The organism is Burkholderia sp. RF4-BP95 (assembly GCF_001521985.1).
In the GTDB taxonomy this organism is placed as follows: Bacteria; Pseudomonadota; Gammaproteobacteria; order Burkholderiales; family Burkholderiaceae; genus Burkholderia; species Burkholderia diffusa.
In genome coordinates this window covers 14,985-33,331 of the sequence record NZ_LOSX01000034.1, presented here as the reverse complement: position 1 = coordinate 33,331, position 18,347 = coordinate 14,985, and the positions used below count along the sequence as shown (strand labels likewise).

General features: G+C 66.2%; 15 protein-coding genes and 1 tRNA gene. 10 read left to right on the top strand and 6 right to left on the bottom strand.

Going from position 1 to position 18,347, the window contains the following annotated elements:
• Positions 1-184 precede the first annotated feature (184 nt).
• Complete coding sequence (locus tag WS46_RS14480; RefSeq protein WP_059690926.1) at positions 185-1,807, bottom strand: NAD(P)/FAD-dependent oxidoreductase; 1,623 nt, start codon at positions 1,805-1,807, stop codon at positions 185-187.
• Positions 1,808-1,916: 109 nt separating this feature from the next.
• Positions 1,917-2,720: an inositol monophosphatase family protein gene (locus WS46_RS14475; RefSeq protein ID WP_059535783.1), complete on the bottom strand. Its 804-nt coding sequence runs from the start codon at positions 2,718-2,720 to the stop codon at positions 1,917-1,919.
• A gap of 279 nt (positions 2,721-2,999) precedes the next feature.
• Here WS46_RS14475 and WS46_RS14470 point away from each other — a divergent pair, with 279 nt between their 5' ends.
• Together WS46_RS14470 and cysE are read left to right on the top strand one after the other, a co-directional pair.
• A complete protein-coding gene (locus WS46_RS14470) occupies positions 3,000-3,824 on the top strand; it encodes an RNA methyltransferase (RefSeq protein WP_059535781.1) in 825 nt (274 codons plus the stop codon).
• 316 nt (positions 3,825-4,140) lie between these two features.
• A complete protein-coding gene (gene cysE / locus WS46_RS14465) occupies positions 4,141-4,914 on the top strand; it encodes a serine O-acetyltransferase (RefSeq protein ID WP_059535780.1) in 774 nt (257 codons plus the stop codon).
• Between the two features lie 39 nt (positions 4,915-4,953).
• On the opposite strand, the gene WS46_RS14460 is transcribed toward cysE, so the two are convergent.
• The 4 genes from WS46_RS14460 to WS46_RS14445 form a co-directional block, all read right to left on the bottom strand.
• Positions 4,954-5,754, bottom strand: a complete 801-nt coding sequence (locus WS46_RS14460) for a UDP-2,3-diacylglucosamine diphosphatase (RefSeq protein ID WP_059535778.1) — start codon at positions 5,752-5,754, stop codon at positions 4,954-4,956.
• A 27-nt stretch (positions 5,755-5,781) separates the two neighbouring features.
• Positions 5,782-6,273: a peptidylprolyl isomerase gene (locus WS46_RS14455; protein ID WP_006483987.1), complete on the bottom strand. Its 492-nt coding sequence runs from the start codon at positions 6,271-6,273 to the stop codon at positions 5,782-5,784.
• Positions 6,274-6,361: 88 nt separating this feature from the next.
• Positions 6,362-6,937: a peptidylprolyl isomerase gene (locus WS46_RS14450; protein ID WP_012364186.1), complete on the bottom strand. Its 576-nt coding sequence runs from the start codon at positions 6,935-6,937 to the stop codon at positions 6,362-6,364.
• A 39-nt stretch (positions 6,938-6,976) separates the two neighbouring features.
• The gene (locus tag WS46_RS14445; RefSeq protein WP_059535775.1) at positions 6,977-7,699 is read right to left on the bottom strand and encodes a tetratricopeptide repeat protein; all 723 of its coding nucleotides are present in this window, start codon (positions 7,697-7,699) and stop codon (positions 6,977-6,979) included.
• Between the two features lie 234 nt (positions 7,700-7,933).
• On the opposite strand from WS46_RS14445, the gene cysS reads away from it, so the two are divergent.
• The 8 genes from cysS (at position 7,934) to WS46_RS14405 (ending at position 18,099) form a co-directional block, all read left to right on the top strand.
• Positions 7,934-9,331, top strand: coding sequence for a cysteine--tRNA ligase (gene cysS, locus WS46_RS14440; RefSeq protein ID WP_059535773.1), 1,398 nt, complete (start codon positions 7,934-7,936; stop codon positions 9,329-9,331).
• Between the two features lie 43 nt (positions 9,332-9,374).
• On the top strand, positions 9,375-10,244 hold the full coding sequence (locus WS46_RS14435; RefSeq protein WP_059690925.1) for a DNA-3-methyladenine glycosylase: 870 nt from the start codon (positions 9,375-9,377) through the stop codon (positions 10,242-10,244).
• Between the two features lie 99 nt (positions 10,245-10,343).
• Positions 10,344-11,315 carry an acetyl-CoA carboxylase carboxyltransferase subunit alpha gene (locus WS46_RS14430; protein ID WP_006478433.1) on the top strand — a complete coding sequence of 324 codons (972 nt, stop codon included), beginning with the start codon at positions 10,344-10,346 and terminating at the stop codon, positions 11,313-11,315.
• 43 nt (positions 11,316-11,358) lie between these two features.
• Complete coding sequence (tilS, locus tag WS46_RS14425) at positions 11,359-12,765, top strand: tRNA lysidine(34) synthetase TilS (protein ID WP_059690924.1); 1,407 nt, start codon at positions 11,359-11,361, stop codon at positions 12,763-12,765.
• 342 nt (positions 12,766-13,107) lie between these two features.
• On the top strand, positions 13,108-14,361 hold the full coding sequence (locus tag WS46_RS14420) for an aspartate kinase (RefSeq protein ID WP_040144529.1): 1,254 nt from the start codon (positions 13,108-13,110) through the stop codon (positions 14,359-14,361).
• A 110-nt stretch (positions 14,362-14,471) separates the two neighbouring features.
• A tRNA-Ser gene (locus WS46_RS14415) sits at positions 14,472-14,565 on the top strand.
• A gap of 185 nt (positions 14,566-14,750) precedes the next feature.
• The gene (locus tag WS46_RS14410; RefSeq protein ID WP_059690923.1) at positions 14,751-16,124 is read left to right on the top strand and encodes a hypothetical protein; all 1,374 of its coding nucleotides are present in this window, start codon (positions 14,751-14,753) and stop codon (positions 16,122-16,124) included.
• Between the two features lie 448 nt (positions 16,125-16,572).
• Positions 16,573-18,099, top strand: coding sequence for an NADH-quinone oxidoreductase subunit M (locus WS46_RS14405; RefSeq protein WP_059690922.1), 1,527 nt, complete (start codon positions 16,573-16,575; stop codon positions 18,097-18,099).
• The last annotated feature ends 248 nt before the right edge of the window (positions 18,100-18,347 follow it).

The window sequence follows — 18,347 nt, the reverse complement described above, 5'->3', positions numbered from 1 at the left end:
GGCCCGGCGCCGGTCGTGTCCGGCACATCGGCCTCTGAATGGCCGCGGCGCATCGCAAAGGCCGGCGATCGAGATCGGAGACCGTCGGTCCGATGCGGCGATTCGAACTCGCCCCGGGCGGGCATTGAAAATGCCGGCTTCACTCGGCGCACGGGCGTACGTGCGCCGAGTCCGTCCTGCAATATCAGGACGTGTGCGCCGACATCAGATCGAGCGCCACCGCCTGCGCGACTTCGATACCGTCGATCGCTGCCGAATAGATGCCGCCCGCATACCCGGCGCCTTCGCCGGCCGGATACAGCCCTTCGACGTTCACGCTCTGGTAATCGTCCTTGCGCCGGATCCGGATCGGGGACGACGTGCGCGTCTCCACGCCGGTGAGCACCGCGTCGTGCATCGCGAAGCCGGCGATCTTCTTGTCGATCTGCGGCAGCGCTTCACGAATGGCTTCGATCACGTAGTCGGGCAGCGCGGTGCTGAGGTCGGTCGGGCGCACGCCCGGTTTGTACGACGGCACCACGGAGCCGAGCGACGTCGACGGCCGGCCCGCGATGAAATCACCGACCAGCTGCCCGGGCGCGCTGTAATCGCCGCCGCCGAGTTCGAACGCGCGTTCTTCCCATTTGCGCTGGAACGCGATGCCCGCCAGCGGGCCGCCCGGATAGTCTTCCGGCGTGATGCCGACGACGATGCCCGCATTCGCGTTGCGCTCGGCGCGGGAATACTGGCTCATGCCGTTGGTGACCACGCGGCCCGGCTCGGAAGTCGCCGCGACCACCGTGCCCCCGGGGCACATGCAGAAGCTGTAGACCGCGCGGCCGTTGCTGCAGTGATGGACGACCTTGTAGTCGGCCGCACCGAGTTGCTTGTGACCGGCGAACTTGCCGAAGCGGCTGCGATCGATCAGCCCCTGCGGATGTTCGATCCGGAAGCCCAGCGAGAACGGTTTCGCTTCGACATACACGCCGCGATCGTGCAGCATCTGGAACGTGTCGCGCGCGCTGTGGCCCACGGCCAGCACCACGTGATCGCACCGGAGCGTTTCGCCGTTCGACAGCGTCAGCGAGCGCACCTTGCCCTGGTCGATTTCGATGTCCTCGACCCGGGTTTCGAAGCGCACTTCACCGCCCAGTTCGTGGATGGTCGCGCGCATCTTTTCCACCATGCTCACGAGGCGGAACGTGCCGATGTGCGGCCGGCTCAGGTACAGGATGTCTTCCGGTGCACCGGCCTTGACGAATTCGTCGAGCACCTTGCGGCCGTAGTGATGGGGATCCTTGATCTGGCTGTAAAGCTTGCCGTCGGAAAACGTCCCGGCGCCGCCTTCGCCGAACTGCACGTTGGACTCGGGATTGAGGACGCTCTTGCGCCACAGGCCGAAGGTGTCCTTGGTGCGCTCGCGCACGGCCTTGCCGCGCTCGAGGATGATGGGGCGGAAACCCATCTGCGCGAGGATCAGGCCGGCAAACAGGCCGCACGGCCCCATGCCGATGACGACCGGGCGCAGGAAGTCGGCGTGCTCGGGCGCCTTCGTGACGAAGTGGTACGCCATGTCGGGCGTCACGCCGCAATGCGGCGTGCCGGCGAGTCGCGGAAGCACGGCCGCTTCGTCCTTGACTTCGACGTCGACGATATACGTGAGCTTGATGTCGGCGCGCTTGCGCGCATCGTGCGCACGGCGGAACACCGTGTAACGGAGGAGCCCGTCTGCCGGCACGCCAAGCTCCGCGAGGCGCGCGCGGATCGCGGCTTCGAGGGCGCTCTCGGGGTGGTCGAGTGGGAGTTTAAGTTCGCTTAGCCGTAACATGAGTATTCGGATACGGTCGCCACGAAGTCGTGGCGGTGTTGAGACGGGCGGGGCGGCGCGCTGGCGGCAGGGTGCTGCGTCAGCCGCGCCGCGCGGGCGCGGCCCGGATTTACTCCGCTGCCGGATGCACGCGGCTGTAGCGGTTCAGGATCGGGATCATCTGCGCGTAGATCTTCGGGTTCGCCGCGACGATCTCATGACGATGCAGGAAGTCGGCGTCGCCCGTGTAGTTGCCGACGAGGCCGCCGGCTTCGGTGATCAGCAGGCTGCCCGCCGCCATGTCCCACACGTTGATGCCCTGCTCGAAGAATGCGTCGAGACGGCCGGCCGCGACGTTCGCGAGATCGAGCGCGGCCGCGCCCGGACGGCGCAGCCCCGTGCAGGCCTGCGTCATTTCGGTGAACAGGCGCGCATATGCGTCGAGGCCGTCCTTCTCGCGGAACGGGAAGCCGGTGCCGACCAGCGCGTCCGCCAGGCGGTCGCGACGGCCGACGCGGATGCGGCGGTCGTTCAGGTACGCGCCGCGGCCGCGGGTAGCCGTGAACAGGTCGTTCTTGTTCGGATCGTAGACGACGGCCTGCGTGACGACACCCTTGTGCTCGAGCGCGATCGACACGCAGTAGTACGGGAAGCCGTGGATGAAGTTGGTCGTGCCGTCGAGCGGATCGATGATCCACTTGAATTCGGATTCGTTCTCGGATTCGCCCGATTCTTCCGCGAGGATCGCGTGGTCGGGGTAGGCGGTCTTCAGCGTCTCGATGATCGCCTCTTCGGCGGCCTTGTCCACTTCGGTGACGAAGTCGTTCTGCTGTTTCCTGCGGATCTCGATCAGGTCGAGGTCGAGCGAGGCACGGTTGATGATCTGTCCGGCGCGGCGCGCAGCCTTGACAGCGATGTTGAGCATGGGATGCATGAGCCTGGATCCTGTAGCCGGCGGCATGGGCCGCCACGAAGTGGAACACACCGCCCGGAACGGCGCAAACGTGCCGGGCGAGATGAGACGCGAATTGACAAAGAGCAGGGTACGACCCGTGTCGCACGGGATGCGACACGTAAACGCATGATTTTACCCGATTTTCGAGAGTTTCAGGTGGCCGGAATGCGGGGAAACCCCACTGGCCGTCCGGACGAGTGGGTTTGCCGGGGCGATGGCGATACCATACTGCCATTCTGATGAACCGAGTCGTATGTAGTGGAAACCCCGCAGAACCCTGCCGCGCCGTCCGAATCGGGCGCGGCCTCGTCCCCGCCGCCGTCCGGCGGCTTCACGTCCACCCGCTTCGTGCTCGTCGAGCCGAGCCATCCCGGCAATGTCGGGGCGGCCGCCCGTGCGCTGAAGACGATGGGTTTCTCCAGGCTCGTACTGGTCGCGCCGCGCGTGCCGCACGTGCAGAGCGATCCCGAGGCGATCGCGATGGCGAGCGGCGCGGATGACGTCCTCGCGTCCGCGCATGTCGTGCCCACGCTCGGCGACGCGCTGTCCGGCGTCCAGTGGTCGATCGCGCTGACTGCCCGCGCGCGCGAATACGGGCCGCCGCGCCTTGCGCCGCGCGCGGCCGCCGAACAGGCGCGCGCGCAGGTCGGCACCGGCGACATCGCGCTCGTGTTCGGCAACGAGCGCACGGGCCTCGCGAACGAGCACGTCGAGCAGTGCAGCGCGCTCGCGCACATCCCCGCGAATCCGGCTTACAGTTCGCTGAACCTCGCGCAGGCCGTGCAGGTGCTCGCATATGAACTGCGCGTCGCGCTCCTGGAGCAGGGGAGCGGGCCGTCGCATCAAGCGCAGGCCGAAGCCGGCACGCTCGCGCAGAGCGACGAGATCGAGCGGATGTACGCGCACCTCGAGAACGCGCTGATCGCGCTCGATTTTCTCGATCCGCGCAACCCGAAGAAGCTGATGCCGCGGCTGCGGCGCCTGTTCGCACGCACCGGTCTCGAGCGCGAGGAAGTCAACATCTTGCGCGGCATCGCGAAGCACATTCTGCTGAAATCCGGCACGCCCGACGGCGACGCGTAAGCGGCCCGGCACGCCGGCTGCTGCCGGGCGCTTGCGCGCTGCACGGCTGCGTCCCCGCCCGCGAACGCCGCATTGCATCGACCGCTCGATGTCGGTGACCTGATGCGCGCCGATCCAACGGAAGGCCGCGTCGATCCGTCGCGACGGGCGGTCCGCACGAATACCCGTGCCGCCGGCGGGGTGAACGCGCGACGCCGTGCGGCCGCGCGCGAGTGGCCCTACAATCGCCGGACGTCATAAGCAAATTACCCGGTGCGATAACGGCCGGCCTTTGCCGGCGGGGCACGCCGGCCTTTTCCCCAGCCCAGACCAGATCATGTTCACTAGACTGCGCGAAGACGTTGCGACGATTCGCGAGCGGGATCCCGCCGCTCGCAGTGCCTGGGAAGTGCTGACCTGTTATCCGGGGCTGCACGCGCTCGTGCTGCATCGCTTCGCGCATGCGTGCTGGCGCGCGAAGCGCTACTGGCTCGCACGCTTCGCGTCGCAGGCCGGGCGCTTCCTGACGGGTATCGAGATTCACCCGGGCGCGACGATCGGCCGGCGCGTGTTCATCGATCACGGGATGGGTGTCGTGATCGGCGAAACCGCGATCGTCGGCGACGACTGCACGATCTATCAGGGCGTGACGCTCGGCGGCACGTCGCTCACGCGCGGCGCGAAGCGCCATCCGACGCTCGAGGCCGGCGTGATCGTCGGCGCGGGCGCGAAGGTGCTCGGCGGTTTCACGGTCGGCGCGGGTGCGAAGATCGGTTCCAACGCGGTCGTCGTGAAGCCGGTGCCGGCAGGCGGCACCGCGGTCGGCAATCCGGCGCGCATCGTGATGCCGGCGCAATCGAAGCCGCAGCCCGAGCGCGCCGCGTTCTGCGCGTACGGGATCACGCCGAACGCGGACGACCCGATGTCGCTCGCGATTCACGGCCTGATCGACCACGCGGCGAAGGAAAGCCGGCGCGTGGACGAGATCGTCGCGGCGCTCGAGCAACTCGGTACGCATCTGGAAACGCTGCAGGGCGCGGACGCGGCGCGTCTCGACCTGCGCAGGCTGTCGGCGGTGCTGGAAGGCAAGGCGCTCGAGCGCCAGTCGTAACGCGGCGCATGCCGGCGGCCGCCGGCAGCGCCGATCGCGTCAGTCGAGCGGCATCGCGTGGATGCCTTCGGCGTCGACGCGCAGATAGCCGCCGCGCGGCATGCCGTGGTCGAGATCCCAGTCGGGCAATACCCAGCGAATCCCGCCCGGTTCGGCGTGGCTTGCGGGGCGATGCGTGTGGCCGTGAATGATCACGCTCGCGCGGCTCTTCCGGAACAGCGCGGCGATGCCTTCGCGCGTGACGTCGTAGAGCGGCGAGGCGGGGCGCATCCGGCCCGCTTCGCTGTTCGAGCGCATCCGTTGCGCGAGCGCGCGGCGCCAGCGGAACGGCCACGCGAGAAACAGCGCCTGCGCGACGCCATTGCGGGCAAACCGCCGAAATATCTGGTAGCCGCGATCGGCCGTGCATTGCGCGTCGCCGTGGGCGAGCACGATGCGCTGGCCGAACGACGTGATCAGCGCCGGATCGGGCAGCAGCATCGCGCCGGCCGCCTTCATGAAGCGCCGGCCGAGCAGGAAATCGCGATTGCCGTGCATCACGTAGAGCGCGATCCCGCGTTCCGAGAACGTATGCATCAGCGCGGCCATGCGCGCCGCGAACGGATCGTGGTCGAGCACGTCGTCGCCGATCCAGTATTCGAACAGGTCGCCGAGGATGAACACCGAGTCGGCGCTGTCGGCCGTGTATTTCACGAAATGCTCGAACGCGGCGACCGTCTTCGGAATCGCCTCGCTCAGGTGCAGATCGGAGAGAAACAGGAACGGGCGTGCGGCTTGCGCGTATTCGCGCTCGCCCGGCACGCCCGCGGAGACGCTTCGCGGCGGACTCTCCTGCAACATCGAAGTGCCTCCGTAACGGACTATGCGTCAGACCACCACGGCCTTTTCGATCACGACGTCGTCGGTCGGGACGTCCTGGTGGAAGCCCGCGTTGCCCGTCTTGACGCCTTTGATCTTGTCGACCACGTCCTGGCCTTCGACGACCTTGCCGAACACGGCGTAACCCCAGCCCTGCGGCGTCGGCGACGAGTGGTTCAGGAAGTCGTTGTCGTTCACGTTGATGAAGAACTGGGCGGTCGCCGAGTGCGGATCGTTCGTGCGCGCCATCGCGATCGTGTAGTTGTCGTTCTTCAGGCCGTTGTTCGCTTCGTTGTCGATCGGCGCGTCGGTCGGCTTCTGCTTCAGGCCCGGCTCGAAGCCGCCGCCTTGAATCATGAAGCCGTTGATCACGCGGTGGAACACCGTGCCGTCATAGTGACCCTTCTTCACGTAGTTGAGGAAGTTCTCGACCGTCTTCGGTGCCTTGGCGGCGTCCAGCTCGAGCTTGATCACGCCGTGGTTCGTGTGCAGTTCAACCATGATGAATTCCTTCGGTAAGGCGGTTTAAATGGCACGCGGCCGGTCGTGCGACGCGGCCGCGTGTGGCGCCGGACGTGCCGGCAGGTGCTTATTTCGAGACGATGCTGGCCGATTCGATCAGGACCGGCTGGGCCGGCACGTCCTGCATCGGGCCGCGCGAGGTCGTCGCCACGCCTTCGATCTTCTTCACGACGTCGAGGCCCGACACGACCTTGCCGAACACCGCATAGCCGTTGCCGTCCGGGTTCGGGTAGTCGAGGCCGCTGTTGTCGACCGTGTTGATGAAGAACTGCGCGGTGGCCGAATTCGGATCGCTGGTACGCGCCATCGCGATCGTGCCCGTCAGGTTCTTCAGACCATTGCGGCTTTCCAGCGGGATCGGCGCGCGGGTCGGCTTCTCCTCGAAGTTGGTCTTGTAGCCGCCGCCCTGGATCATGAAGCCCTTGATCACGCGATGGAAGATCGTGCCGTTGTACTGGCCGGCCTTCACGTAATCGAGGAAGTTGGCGACCGTCTTCGGCGCCTTCTCCGGATAGAGCTCGACGCGGATGTCGCCCTGCGAGGTCTTCAGCTGCACGACGGGGTGCGCGGTGGCCGATTGCGCGAACGCGGGCGCGGTCGCGAGAAGGGCGGCGCCGCCAAGCGCCAGCAACAGACGTTTCATTGCGATCCTCAGATTGGGAGGGAAGAAAGGTTGCGCCGCTTACTGCGACGGCGCGACGTACGGCGCTGTCAGCGCGCCGGACGGACCGTTGAACTGGAACGTCGGCGACATCGGCAGCGTGGTGGTGCTCACGTTCGCGGCGGCGCGATCGGTGTACGCGCGCGTCGCAGGCGTGACGGCGCGTGCGTTCGCCGCCGCCTTCGGCGGTGACACGATCTTCTGCAGGTCGGCGAGGCGCTGGGCGGTCGCGCCGCTCGTGCGGCCGAGCGATTGCGCGCGCTTGTACGATTCGGCCGCGAGGCGCAGATAAAGGTCGCCGAGGTTCTCGTACGCGAGCGAGTAGCTCGGGTTCGATTGCGTCGCGGTGACGAGCGCGCTGCGCGCCTCGTCGTAGCGGCCGTGCTTCGCGTAGAGTGCCGCGAGGTTGTTGTACGGTTCGGGCAGTTCGGGGTAGGCCTGCGTGATCGCGACGAACTGCTGGATCGCGTCGTCGTCGCGGTTCAGGCGGGCGAGCACGGTGCCGCGCTTGAACTGCGCCTGCACGTCGTGCGGATTCGACGCGATGCGCGCGTCGAGTTGCGCGAGCGCCTGCTTCCACTGCTTGCCGGCGATCGACCCGTCGATTTCGGGCGTGCCGTCGGCGGTGGCCGGGGCCTTTTGCGCGTATGCCGCGGGGGCCGCGAAAAGCGTCAGTGCGACGCCCATGACGGCGGTCGCAACGAGGGTCGCAGCGCTCGGCGCGCGGCCGCGATGAGGTTTCATAGGCGTAAATCGGAATGTTATACTCCGACCCATTCTAACAAAACGTCTGCGCGTTCCGGCGAGCCGCAGATAGTCTTTCTTTGCCTCTCGTGGCCGTCACCGCTGTGCTTGCAGCCTGACCGCCCCATGTGATACCGAGGACGCGCGGCGTCGTGCCGCGGCAGGTGGTCCGTCCGTTTCGCATGCTGGGCGAGCTTCGCCAGGGCGGTTTCCTTCGGCTCACGGTTCATCTCTATGGAATCACTGCGCATCTACAACACGCTCGCGCGTGACAAGCAAGTTTTCGTGCCGCGCCAGTCAGGCGAAGTGCGGATGTACGTATGCGGGATCACCGTCTACGACTATTGTCACGTGGGCCACGCGCGCATGCTGGTCGTGTTCGACCTCGTCCAGCGCTGGCTGCGTGCGATCGGCTATCGGGTCACGTACGTGCGCAACATCACCGACATCGACGACAAGATCATCCGCCGCGCGGTCGAGAACGGCGAGACGATCAAGTCGTTGACCGACCGGTTCATCGGCGCGATGCACGAGGATGAGGCGGCGCTCGGCATCCAGCGGCCGGACATCGAGCCGCGCGCGACGCAGTTCATTCCGCAGATGCTCGGGATGATCGAGCAGCTCGAGGCGAATGGCTACGCGTACCAGGCGACCGACGGCGACGTCAATTATTCGGTGCGCAAGTTCGCCAACTACGGGAAGCTGTCGGGCAAGTCGCTCGACGATCTGCGTGCGGGCGAGCGCGTCGCCGCGAACGATGCGAAGGAAGATCCGCTCGATTTCGTGCTGTGGAAGCGCGCGAAGTCGGACGACCCGGAAGGCGCGTCGTGGGCATCGAAGTACGGGATGGGCCGGCCGGGCTGGCACATCGAGTGCTCCGCGATGGGCTGCACGCTGCTCGGCGAGCATTTCGACATCCACGGCGGCGGCCAGGACCTGCAATTCCCGCACCACGAGAACGAGATCGCGCAGAGCGAAGGCGCGACCGGCCAGACGTTCGTCAATTACTGGATGCACAACGGCTTCGTGCAGGTCGACAACGAGAAGATGTCGAAATCGCTCGGCAACTTCTTCACGATCCGCGAAGTGCTCGAGCGCTACGACGCCGAGGTCATGCGCTTCTTCATCGTGCGCACGCACTACCGGTCGCCGCTCAACTACAGCGACGTGCATCTCGACGATGCGCGCGCGTCGCTCACGCGCCTGTATACGGCGCTGAAGGATGTCGAGCCCGACGCGCTCGCGCTCGACTGGAACGAGCCGCATGCGCAGCGTTTCGCGGCCGCGATGAACGACGACATCAACACGCCGGTCGCGGTGGCGACGCTGTTCGAGCTGGCGGGCGAAGTCAACCGCACGCGCGATGCATCGCTCGCGCGGCAACTGAAACAGCTGGCGGGCCTGCTGGGCCTGCTTGGCCGCGAACCGCGCGCGTTCCTGCAGCAGGGCACGGGTGCCGCGCAGGCAGGCGGGCTCGCAGCCGACGAAATCGAAGCGAAGATCGCCGCGCGTGTCGCGGCGAAGCAAGCGAAGGACTATGCCGAAGCGGACCGGATTCGGGCGGAACTGCTCGACGCCGGCATCGCACTTGAAGACAAACCGGGCGGATCGACCGAATGGCGTCGCGTATGAGCGCGGTGCGTTCCACTGACCGATCCGTCAGGTAGGAGGCAAGATGGCAACGGCCAGAAAAGCGCCGGTCAGGCGCGCGACTCCGCTCGCCGCGCGTCCGGCGGCCAAGCGCGCGCCAGCGGCGAAGGCGGACGCGACGCGCGCCGTGCCGAACGGCGCGCTCAACGGTCATGCGAAGCCCGCACGCGGGAAGGGCGCGGACGCGGCGCAGCCGGAGGTCGCGATGGCGGCCGCCGACGCGGCCCGCAAGGTGCGTGCTGCCGATGCGGCAGTCGACGGCACCGATGGTGTCGTGCGCCCCGCATACTGGGACAAGGCGTGCGCCGATCTCGTCAAGCGCGACCGCATCCTGAAGAAACTGATCCCGAAGTTCGGCCCCGCGCATCTCGTGAAGCGCGGCGACCCGTTCGTCACGCTCGCGCGTTCGGTCGTCGGCCAGCAGATTTCGGTGCCGTCCGCGCAGGCGCTGTGGGCGCGCATCGAGGATGCGTGTCCGAAGCTCGCGCCGCAGCCGGTCATCCGGCTCGGGGCGGACAAGCTGATCGCGTGCGGATTGTCGAAGCGCAAGACGGAATATATTCTCGACCTCGCGCAACACTTCGTGTCCGGCGCGCTGCACGTCGACAAATGGACATCGATGGACGACGAGGACGTGATCGCCGAACTCACGCAGATCCGCGGCATCAGCCGCTGGACGGCCGAGATGTTCCTGATCTTCAACCTGTCGCGACCGGACGTGCTGCCGCTCGACGATCCGGGCCTGATCCGCGCGATCAGCGTCAATTACTTCAGCGGGGAGCCCGTCACGCGCAGCGAGGCGCGCGAAGTGGCCGCCAACTGGGAGCCGTGGCGTACCGTCGCGACCTGGTACATGTGGCGCAGCCTCGACACGCCGGACGCCGACGCCGATTGACGGCTATCGGGTTTTAAACATCAATAGTTGAGAACCGGTCTTGCACATCGCCCGCGCGGGTAGAATACGCGCTGCCGCAAGACCCAAGGATTCAAACACATGAAGACCACGTTTCTGGATTTCGAACAGCCGATCGCCGAACTCGAGGCCAAGATCGAAGAGCTGCGATTCGTGCAGGACGACTCGGCTGTCGATATTTCGGAAGAAATCGAGCGTCTGTCGAAGAAGAGCCAGCAACTGACGAAGGACCTCTACGCGAATCTGTCGCCGTGGCAGGTCTCGCAGATCGCGCGGCATCCGCAGCGTCCGTACACGCTCGATTACGTTGCGGAACTGTTTACCGATTTTCACGAACTGCATGGCGACCGCGCATTCGCGGACGATCTTTCGATCGTCGGCGGTCTCGCGCGCTTCGGCGGCCATCCGTGCATGGTGATCGGCCATCAGAAGGGGCGCGACACGAAGGAACGCGCGGCGCGCAACTTCGGGATGCCGCGTCCGGAAGGCTATCGCAAGGCCGAACGCCTGATGCGTCTCGCCGAGAAGTTCGGGCTGCCGATCTTCACGTTCGTCGACACGCCGGGCGCGTACCCGGGCATCGGCGCGGAAGAGCGCGGCCAGTCGGAGGCGATCGGCCGCAACCTGTACGTCATGGCCGAACTGAAGACGCCGATCATCACGACCGTGATCGGCGAGGGCGGTTCGGGCGGCGCGCTCGCGATCGCCGTGGCCGACACCGTGATGATGCTGCAGTTCTCGACCTATTCGGTGATCTCGCCGGAAGGCTGCGCGTCGATCCTGTGGAAGAGCGCGGCGAAGGCGCCCGAGGCAGCGGAAGCGCTGGGCCTGACCGCGCATCGCCTGAAGGCGCTCGGCCTGATCGACAAGATCATCAACGAGCCGCTCGGCGGCGCGCACCGCGATCCGAAGGGCATGGCCGCGCTGCTGCGCCGTGCGCTCGCCGATTCGCTGCGTCAGTTCCAGGGCATGAGCATCGATGCGCTGCGCGAGCGCCGCTTCGAGCGCCTGATGGCCTACGGCAAGTTCAAGGAAACCACGCCCGGCGCATGACCGGCGTGTTCGCATCGCGCGCCGTCCGGCGCGCGTCTGTCTCGTGATCCCCTCGACCGAATTCTCCGCCGACCGCGTCGTTCTCGACGCGGTCGGCGTTGCGCTTGCCGATCTGCCGGCCGATGCGCGCATCGCGATCGCGTACAGCGGCGGCCTCGACTCGACCGTGCTGCTCGACGCGGCCGTGCGCGTGGCGGGCGCATCGCGCTGCGTCGCGCTGCACGTGCATCACGGCCTGAGCGCGAACGCCGACGCATGGGTCGCGCATGCGCAGGAGGAGGCCGAGCGACTCGGCGTCGTGTTCGAATCTGAGCGTGTCGACGTGCCGCGCGACAGCGGCCTCGGCATCGAGGCGAGCGCGCGCGAGCGCCGCTATGCGGCGCTCGACGTGATGTGCGAACGTCATGGCGTGGCCGCGCTCTGGGTCGCGCAGCATGCCGACGACCAGGCGGAGACCGTGCTGCTGCAGCTGCTCCGCGGTGCGGGCATCGCCGGCCTGGCCGCGATGGCGCCGCGTTATCGCCCTGACGGTGCGAGCGTCGAGCGCGTGCGACCGCTGCTGCGATTGTTGCGCGCGCAACTGGAGCGCTACGCCGCGCAGCGCGGGCTGACGTGGATCGACGACGAATCGAACGCCGACACGCGCTATGCGCGCAATGCGCTGCGCCTTGACGTGCTGCCGTCGCTCGCCGTGCATTTCCCGGGCTTTCGCGATGCGCTCGGCCGCGCGGCCCAGCATGCGGCCGCCGCGCAGCGGCTGCTCGACGATCTCGCCGAACTGGATTTCGCCGGCGCCGCGCGTGACGACGGCCGCGCGCTGTCGCGCGATGCGCTGGTCGCCTTCGACGACACGCGCGGCGCGAACCTGCTGCGTTTCTGGATGCGCCGGCTCGGCTTGCCCGGCGCATCGGCAGGGCGGCTCGCGAACATGATGCGGCAACTGCGCGCCGCGCACGACGCGCATGCGCTGCGGGTCGATCATGCCGGGCAGTGTCTGCGGCTCTATCGCGACACCGTGTACTGGGAGGCGGGCGACAGCGCCGAGCCGGCCGACGACGGCACCGGAACGCCGCATCCCGAATCCTCGCTTGCGTGGGACGGCCAGGAAGTCTGGCACGTGCCGGCATGGCGCGGCACGTTCGTGTTCGCGCCGGCCGAAGCCGGCAGCGACGGTGCGGTGCCGGAGGCGCTGCTGCGAAGCGCCGAGCTTGCCGCGCGCGCCCGCGCGGGCGGCGAGCGGCTGCGTACGTCACCTGGCGGCCCGGGCCGCACGCTGAAGAATCTGTTCCAGGAGCGCGGCGTGCCGGCCTGGCAGCGCGACGTGCCGCTGCTGTTCGCGGGCGACCGGCTCGTCTACGTGCCGCGGCTCGGCGTGAATCATGGCGACGGGCTGTCCGGCGACGGCGGGTGGCGCCGGATCGAGTGGCGTCCCGACCTGCTGATCGCGTAGCGGCGGCACGCTTCCGGCCGCGCGATCGCGCGCCGGTTTTCACCATTTGGTAAACAGCGCCGGAACGCTTGCCAAACCGGCGGGCGGCTTGTCAAGCGGGCCTCTATCGGGTACGCTCGGTCGTTTGCTCGGCTCGATTTTTGAGCGATTTGTGCAGGTTTTCCGCGTGACGTACCCGGTTTGCGCGGCCTGATCGGCCTTCCGGGCAAAATCCGTCACGCTTGCGTGTTGCGTCCCAGCCGTCCCCCTCGTCGTCCGTCCACAGCCACAAGCCGCGTGACCGAACGGCAACTCGGCCTGCCCTGCGCGCCCGTGCGGCTTCTCCTTCAGTTCAGAACGACAATGGCACTCATCGTACACAAATACGGCGGCACTTCGATGGGCTCGGTCGAGCGCATCAAGAACGTCGCGAAACGCGTCGCAAAATGGCATCAGGCCGGGCACCAGATGGTGGTCGTGCCGTCCGCGATGTCCGGCGAAACCAACCGCCTGCTCGGTCTCGCGAAAGAGATTTCGAGCCAGCCGAGCCCGCGCGAGCTCGACATGATCGCGTCGACGGGCGAGCAGGTCAGCGTCGGCCTGCTGTCGATCGCGCTGCAGGAAATCGGCGTCGAAGCCGTGAGCTATGCCGGCTGGCAAGTGCCGATCAAGACCGACAGCGCGTTCACGAAGGCGCGTATCCACTCGATCGACGACGAGCGCGTGAAGGCCGATCTGAACGCCGGCAAGGTCGTGATCATCACGGGCTTCCAGGGCGTCGATCCGGATGGCCACATCACGACGCTGGGCCGTGGCGGCTCGGACACGTCGGCGGTGGCGGTCGCGGCCGCGCTGGATGCCGAAGAGTGCCTGATCTACACCGACGTCGACGGCGTCTACACGACCGACCCGCGCGTGGTCGAAGAGGCGCGTCGCCTCGATCGCGTGACGTTCGAGGAAATGCTGGAAATGGCCAGCCTCGGCTCGAAGGTCCTGCAGATCCGCTCGGTCGAATTCGCCGGCAAATACCAGGTGAAGACGCGCGTGCTGTCGAGCCTGACCGATCCGCTGATTGCGCTCGACGAAGAAATGCGCTCGGGCACCCTGATTACTTTTGAAGAAGACGAGACCATGGAAAAGGCAGTCATTTCCGGCATCGCGTTCCAGCGCGACGAAGCCCGCATTGCGGTGATGGGCGTGCCCGACAAGCCGGGCATCGCGTATCAGATTCTCGGCCCGGTCGCCGACGCGAACGTCGACGTCGACATGATCATCCAGAACCAGAGCGTCGAAGGGAAGACGGACTTCACGTTCACGGTCGGCCGCGGCGACTACCAGAAGGCAATGGACATCCTCACCAACCAGGTGCAGGGCCATGTGAGCGCCGAGCGCGTGCAGGGCGACCCGAAGGTGTCGAAGGTGTCGGTCGTCGGCGTCGGCATGCGTTCGCACGTGGGCGTCGCGAGCAAGATGTTCCGCACGCTGTCGGAAGAGGGCATCAACATCCAGATGATCTCGACGTCCGAAATCAAGATTTCGGTGCTGATCGACGAGAAATACATGGAGCTGGCTGTCCGCGCACTGCACAAGGCATTCGAGCTCGATCAGGCCGCGTGAATTTTTCGTGATGCATTGAAGAAAATGCATCATAGAAATTGACCAACGGCTCCAAACCCTATATGATCTTGTTCTCGTCGCACTGCCTCCCTGGTGCGAGCGAAAGTTTGGGAGACGTGGCCGAGAGGTCGAAGGCACTCCCCTGCTAAGGGAGCATCTGGGCCAAAACCTGGATCGAGGGTTCGAATCCCTCCGTCTCCGCCAAAAGCGGTGACAAAGCCCCGCAAGTTCTCGGACTTGCGGGGCTTTTTCTTTTGCCGCTCCGATTACGGGCCTGCCGCCCGGCGCCACGCTTCGTCCGGACAGCCAATCAATGCTCGACTTGAGCGGCGCTCATGCGCTAAATAGGCGTATCGCCTCGCGCGGCTCAACCCGGAGTTCCGGCACGCATGCATTCCGTACTGACCATCCTTTCGCATCGACCCGTCGACGGGCTCGTCGACAATCACGAACGCTACGCGCGGGGCCGCGGCTACCGGCACGCGATCGTCGACGGCACGCACGTGTATGGCGAGCGCCAGCAGGTGCTGCACAAGTACCACGCGATCATCGCGCAGCTCGTCGCGATGGAGCGGGGCGTGTTGCTGCTCGTGCTCGATCCGTTCTCGGTGGTGTTCGGCCAGCATGCGCTGCCGGATGTCGCCGACGGTTATGACGCGATCGTCACGACGCAGACGTCGAAATCGCCGCTGCCCGCCCCAAGCGGCATGATCTTTCGCAACGTGCCCGACGTGCGCGAGCGCTTGCGCAAGCTGGTGGTCGAGCTGGGCAAGTGGGCGATGCGCCTGCCCGAGCGGCACCATGCGTGCGAGGCGACGCTGCTTGCCGAGCACTTCCCGCCGCTGCCGTTCGATCAGCCGCTCGCGACCGGCTATTTCGCGTCGGCCCAGACGGTGTGGGGCGATGGGCTTGCGATCGACGAGGTCGTCGGCGCGCATCCGCTCGTGGCGCACCACGCGCCGGAATGGCAGCAGATCGATGGCGTATGGGCGCCGACGCCCGACTACGACTTTCGCTATGTGCTCGCGCTCGTCGACGATGCGGCGCGCGTTCAGCGAGGCGAGCAGCCGCGCGCAATGGACGACTGGCGCGCCGCGCAGCAACGAACGCGCGAGCCGGTGCGGCACCTGAACCCGCATGCAGACATCGCGTTCGTGAGTCTGCACACGTCGCACATCGCCGGTTACGGCGATCTTCACGAAGAGAACTTCATTCGCTATTGCACGCGACACGGCTATGCGTACCACGCGTATCGCGAACCGCCCGCGTTCCTGCCGGCCGGCGTCGATGCAAACTGGGCGAAGCTGCACCTGATTCGCGAACATCTGCCCGATCACGCGTTCGTGTTCTGGGTCGACGCCGACATCCTCGCGATCGACCAGCGGCAGACGGTCGACAGCGTGATCGACGGCCGCGATTTCGTGATCGGCACCGACCACACGGCCTGGGCGATCAACTCGTGCATGATCGGCGTGCGCAATGTCGCGCCGATGCGCGAACTGGTCGAGCGCATATGCGCGCGCATCGAGAGCTTCGACGATCGGTCGTCAGTCTATGCGAGCGGCGGCGACCAGCAGGCGATCTATGTCGAACTGCTGGAGGCGGGCATGATCGACGCGCGCTACATCGTCGATGCGACGTCGCTCGCGTCGTCGCCCGTCTATGCGACGCAAGACAGCCGTTTCGTCCATTTCCCCGCGCAACACAACCACTACCGCGCGGTGACGATGCGCGTGTGGGACCGGCTGAGCCATCAGCGCTAACGGAATGCGCCGCGACTTCCGGATTCCGGATCGCGGCGATCGTCGGTCATTGAAGTAAAAATGAAAGCGTCGATGTAAGGATTGAATCGGTCCCGTTCATCCTTCCCCGCATTCACCTCCTTGCGCTCCGAAGCATCGGCTTCAGACAAAAATGCGGCATCGCACCGATTCACGCGACCGACGCCGCGTCGCAATACAAAAAATTACTCATAAAAATCAGCGACGTATCTGAGCATCGTGAAACGCAGCTTTGCTGCAATGCAAAAAATAATCAATCACCTTATGCTGGTTAACCCGATTGCGCTTGAGCGGCGTCAACCTTTGCGCTGATTCCGCTTTACATTTTGCCAACAATGGCGATCCACGAAATCTATCTGTCGATTTGATTTCGTTCCCTTCGTCACGCCTGTTCCCAACGCAGTGCGCGACCTTCTCAAGGCCTGTTGACATGCATGATTTCCCCTTTCTGAGCCTGGCGATCTGGGTTCCGATCCTGTTCGGCGCGTGCCTGCTGCGTGCCGGTTCCGACCGTCATCTCCGGCGCACGAGGCTGATCGCGCTCGTCGGCGCGTTCGCGGGGCTCGCCGCCGTCGCGCCGCTCGTCGCCGGCTTCGATTCGCACTCGGCCGCGATGCAGTTCGCCGAAACCCGCAACTGGCTGGCGGCGTTCAACGCCGGCTGGCGCGTCGGGATCGACGGCGCGTCGCTGTGGCTCGTCGTGCTGACCGCTTTCACGACGCTCGTCGTCGTGATCGCGTCGTGGGAGTCGGTGACGGTGCGCGTCGCGCAGTACTACGCGTCGTTCCTGATCCTGTCGGGGCTGATGGTCGGCGTGTTCGTCGCGCAGGACGGGCTGCTGTTCTTCATCTTCTTCGAGGCGACGCTGATTCCGCTGTATCTGCTGATCGGCACGTGGGGCAGGGAGCACCGCGTCTACGCGGCCGTGAAGTTCTTCTTCATCTCGTTCGCGGGTTCGCTGCTGCTGTTGATGGCGATGCTGTACCTGTACGCGAAGTCGCATACGTTCGACATGAACGCATGGCGCACGCTGCAGCTCGGCTTCGCACCGCAGTTGCTGGTGTTCCTCGGTTTCTTCGCCGCATTCGCGGTCAAGGTGCCGATGTGGCCGGTGCATACGTGGCTGCGCGACGTCTATACGGACGGCCCGACGGGCGCGGCGCTGATGCTCGCGATGCTCAAGCTCGGCGGCTACGGCTTCCTGCGCTTCGCGCTGCCGATCACACCGGACGCGAGCCACTTCTTCGCGCCGGCCGTGATCGCGCTGTCGCTGTTCGCGATCGTCTACGCGAGCCTGATCGCGCTCGCGCAGACCGATCTCGGCAAGCTGCTCGCATATTCGACGGTCGCGCACATGGGGATCGTCACGCTCGGGCTGTTCCTGTTCAACCAGATCGGCGTCGAAGGCGCGATCGTGCAGCTCGTGTCGTACGGCTTCGTCGCGGGCGCGATGCTGCTGTGCGTGAGCGTGCTGGTCGATCGCACGAAGCAGCGCGAGATCGCCGCGTACGGCGGCGTGGCGGGTGTCATGCCGCGCTTCGCGACGTTCGCGCTGCTGTTCGCGATGGCCAACGTCGGCCTGCCGGGCACGTCGGGCTTCGTCGGCGAGTTCATGGTCATCATGGGCGCGATCCGCGTCAACTTCTGGATCGGCGCGATCGCGGCGCTCACGCTGATCCTCAGCGCGTCGTACACGCTGTGGATGGTCAAGCGCGTCGTGTTCGGCAAGGTCGCGAGCGCGCGCATCGCGAAGCTCGCCGATCTCAGCCGTCGCGAGATCGTGATGTTCGCGTCGCTCGCGCTGATCGTGCTGATGGTCGGCGTCGATCCGAAGCCGTTCACCGACGCGATCGACCCGACCGTCGCGCGGCTGATCGACGACGCCAGCCATTCGAAGCTGCCGGCCGGGGAGGGCGGCGCGCCCGCGCAGGCGTACATGGCAGCGACGCACGGCTGATGGCGTGACGTCGCGTACAACGGCCGCATCGCACGACGACGCGGTCGTTGCACGCACATTCATCCGGTCGGGCGCGGGCGGCGTCCGGCCGGCTCGTGCTCGCCTTCCGGCTGCGTGAAATTGCCCCGCGACAATCTGTCTCACAGCAGATTTTGCAATGATGATTTGCCGCATCCACCGGTTTTTCGTCGCACCCGCGCGACGTATGATTCGGCCACTTTCGTGGATCGACTGCGCATCGGGCATAC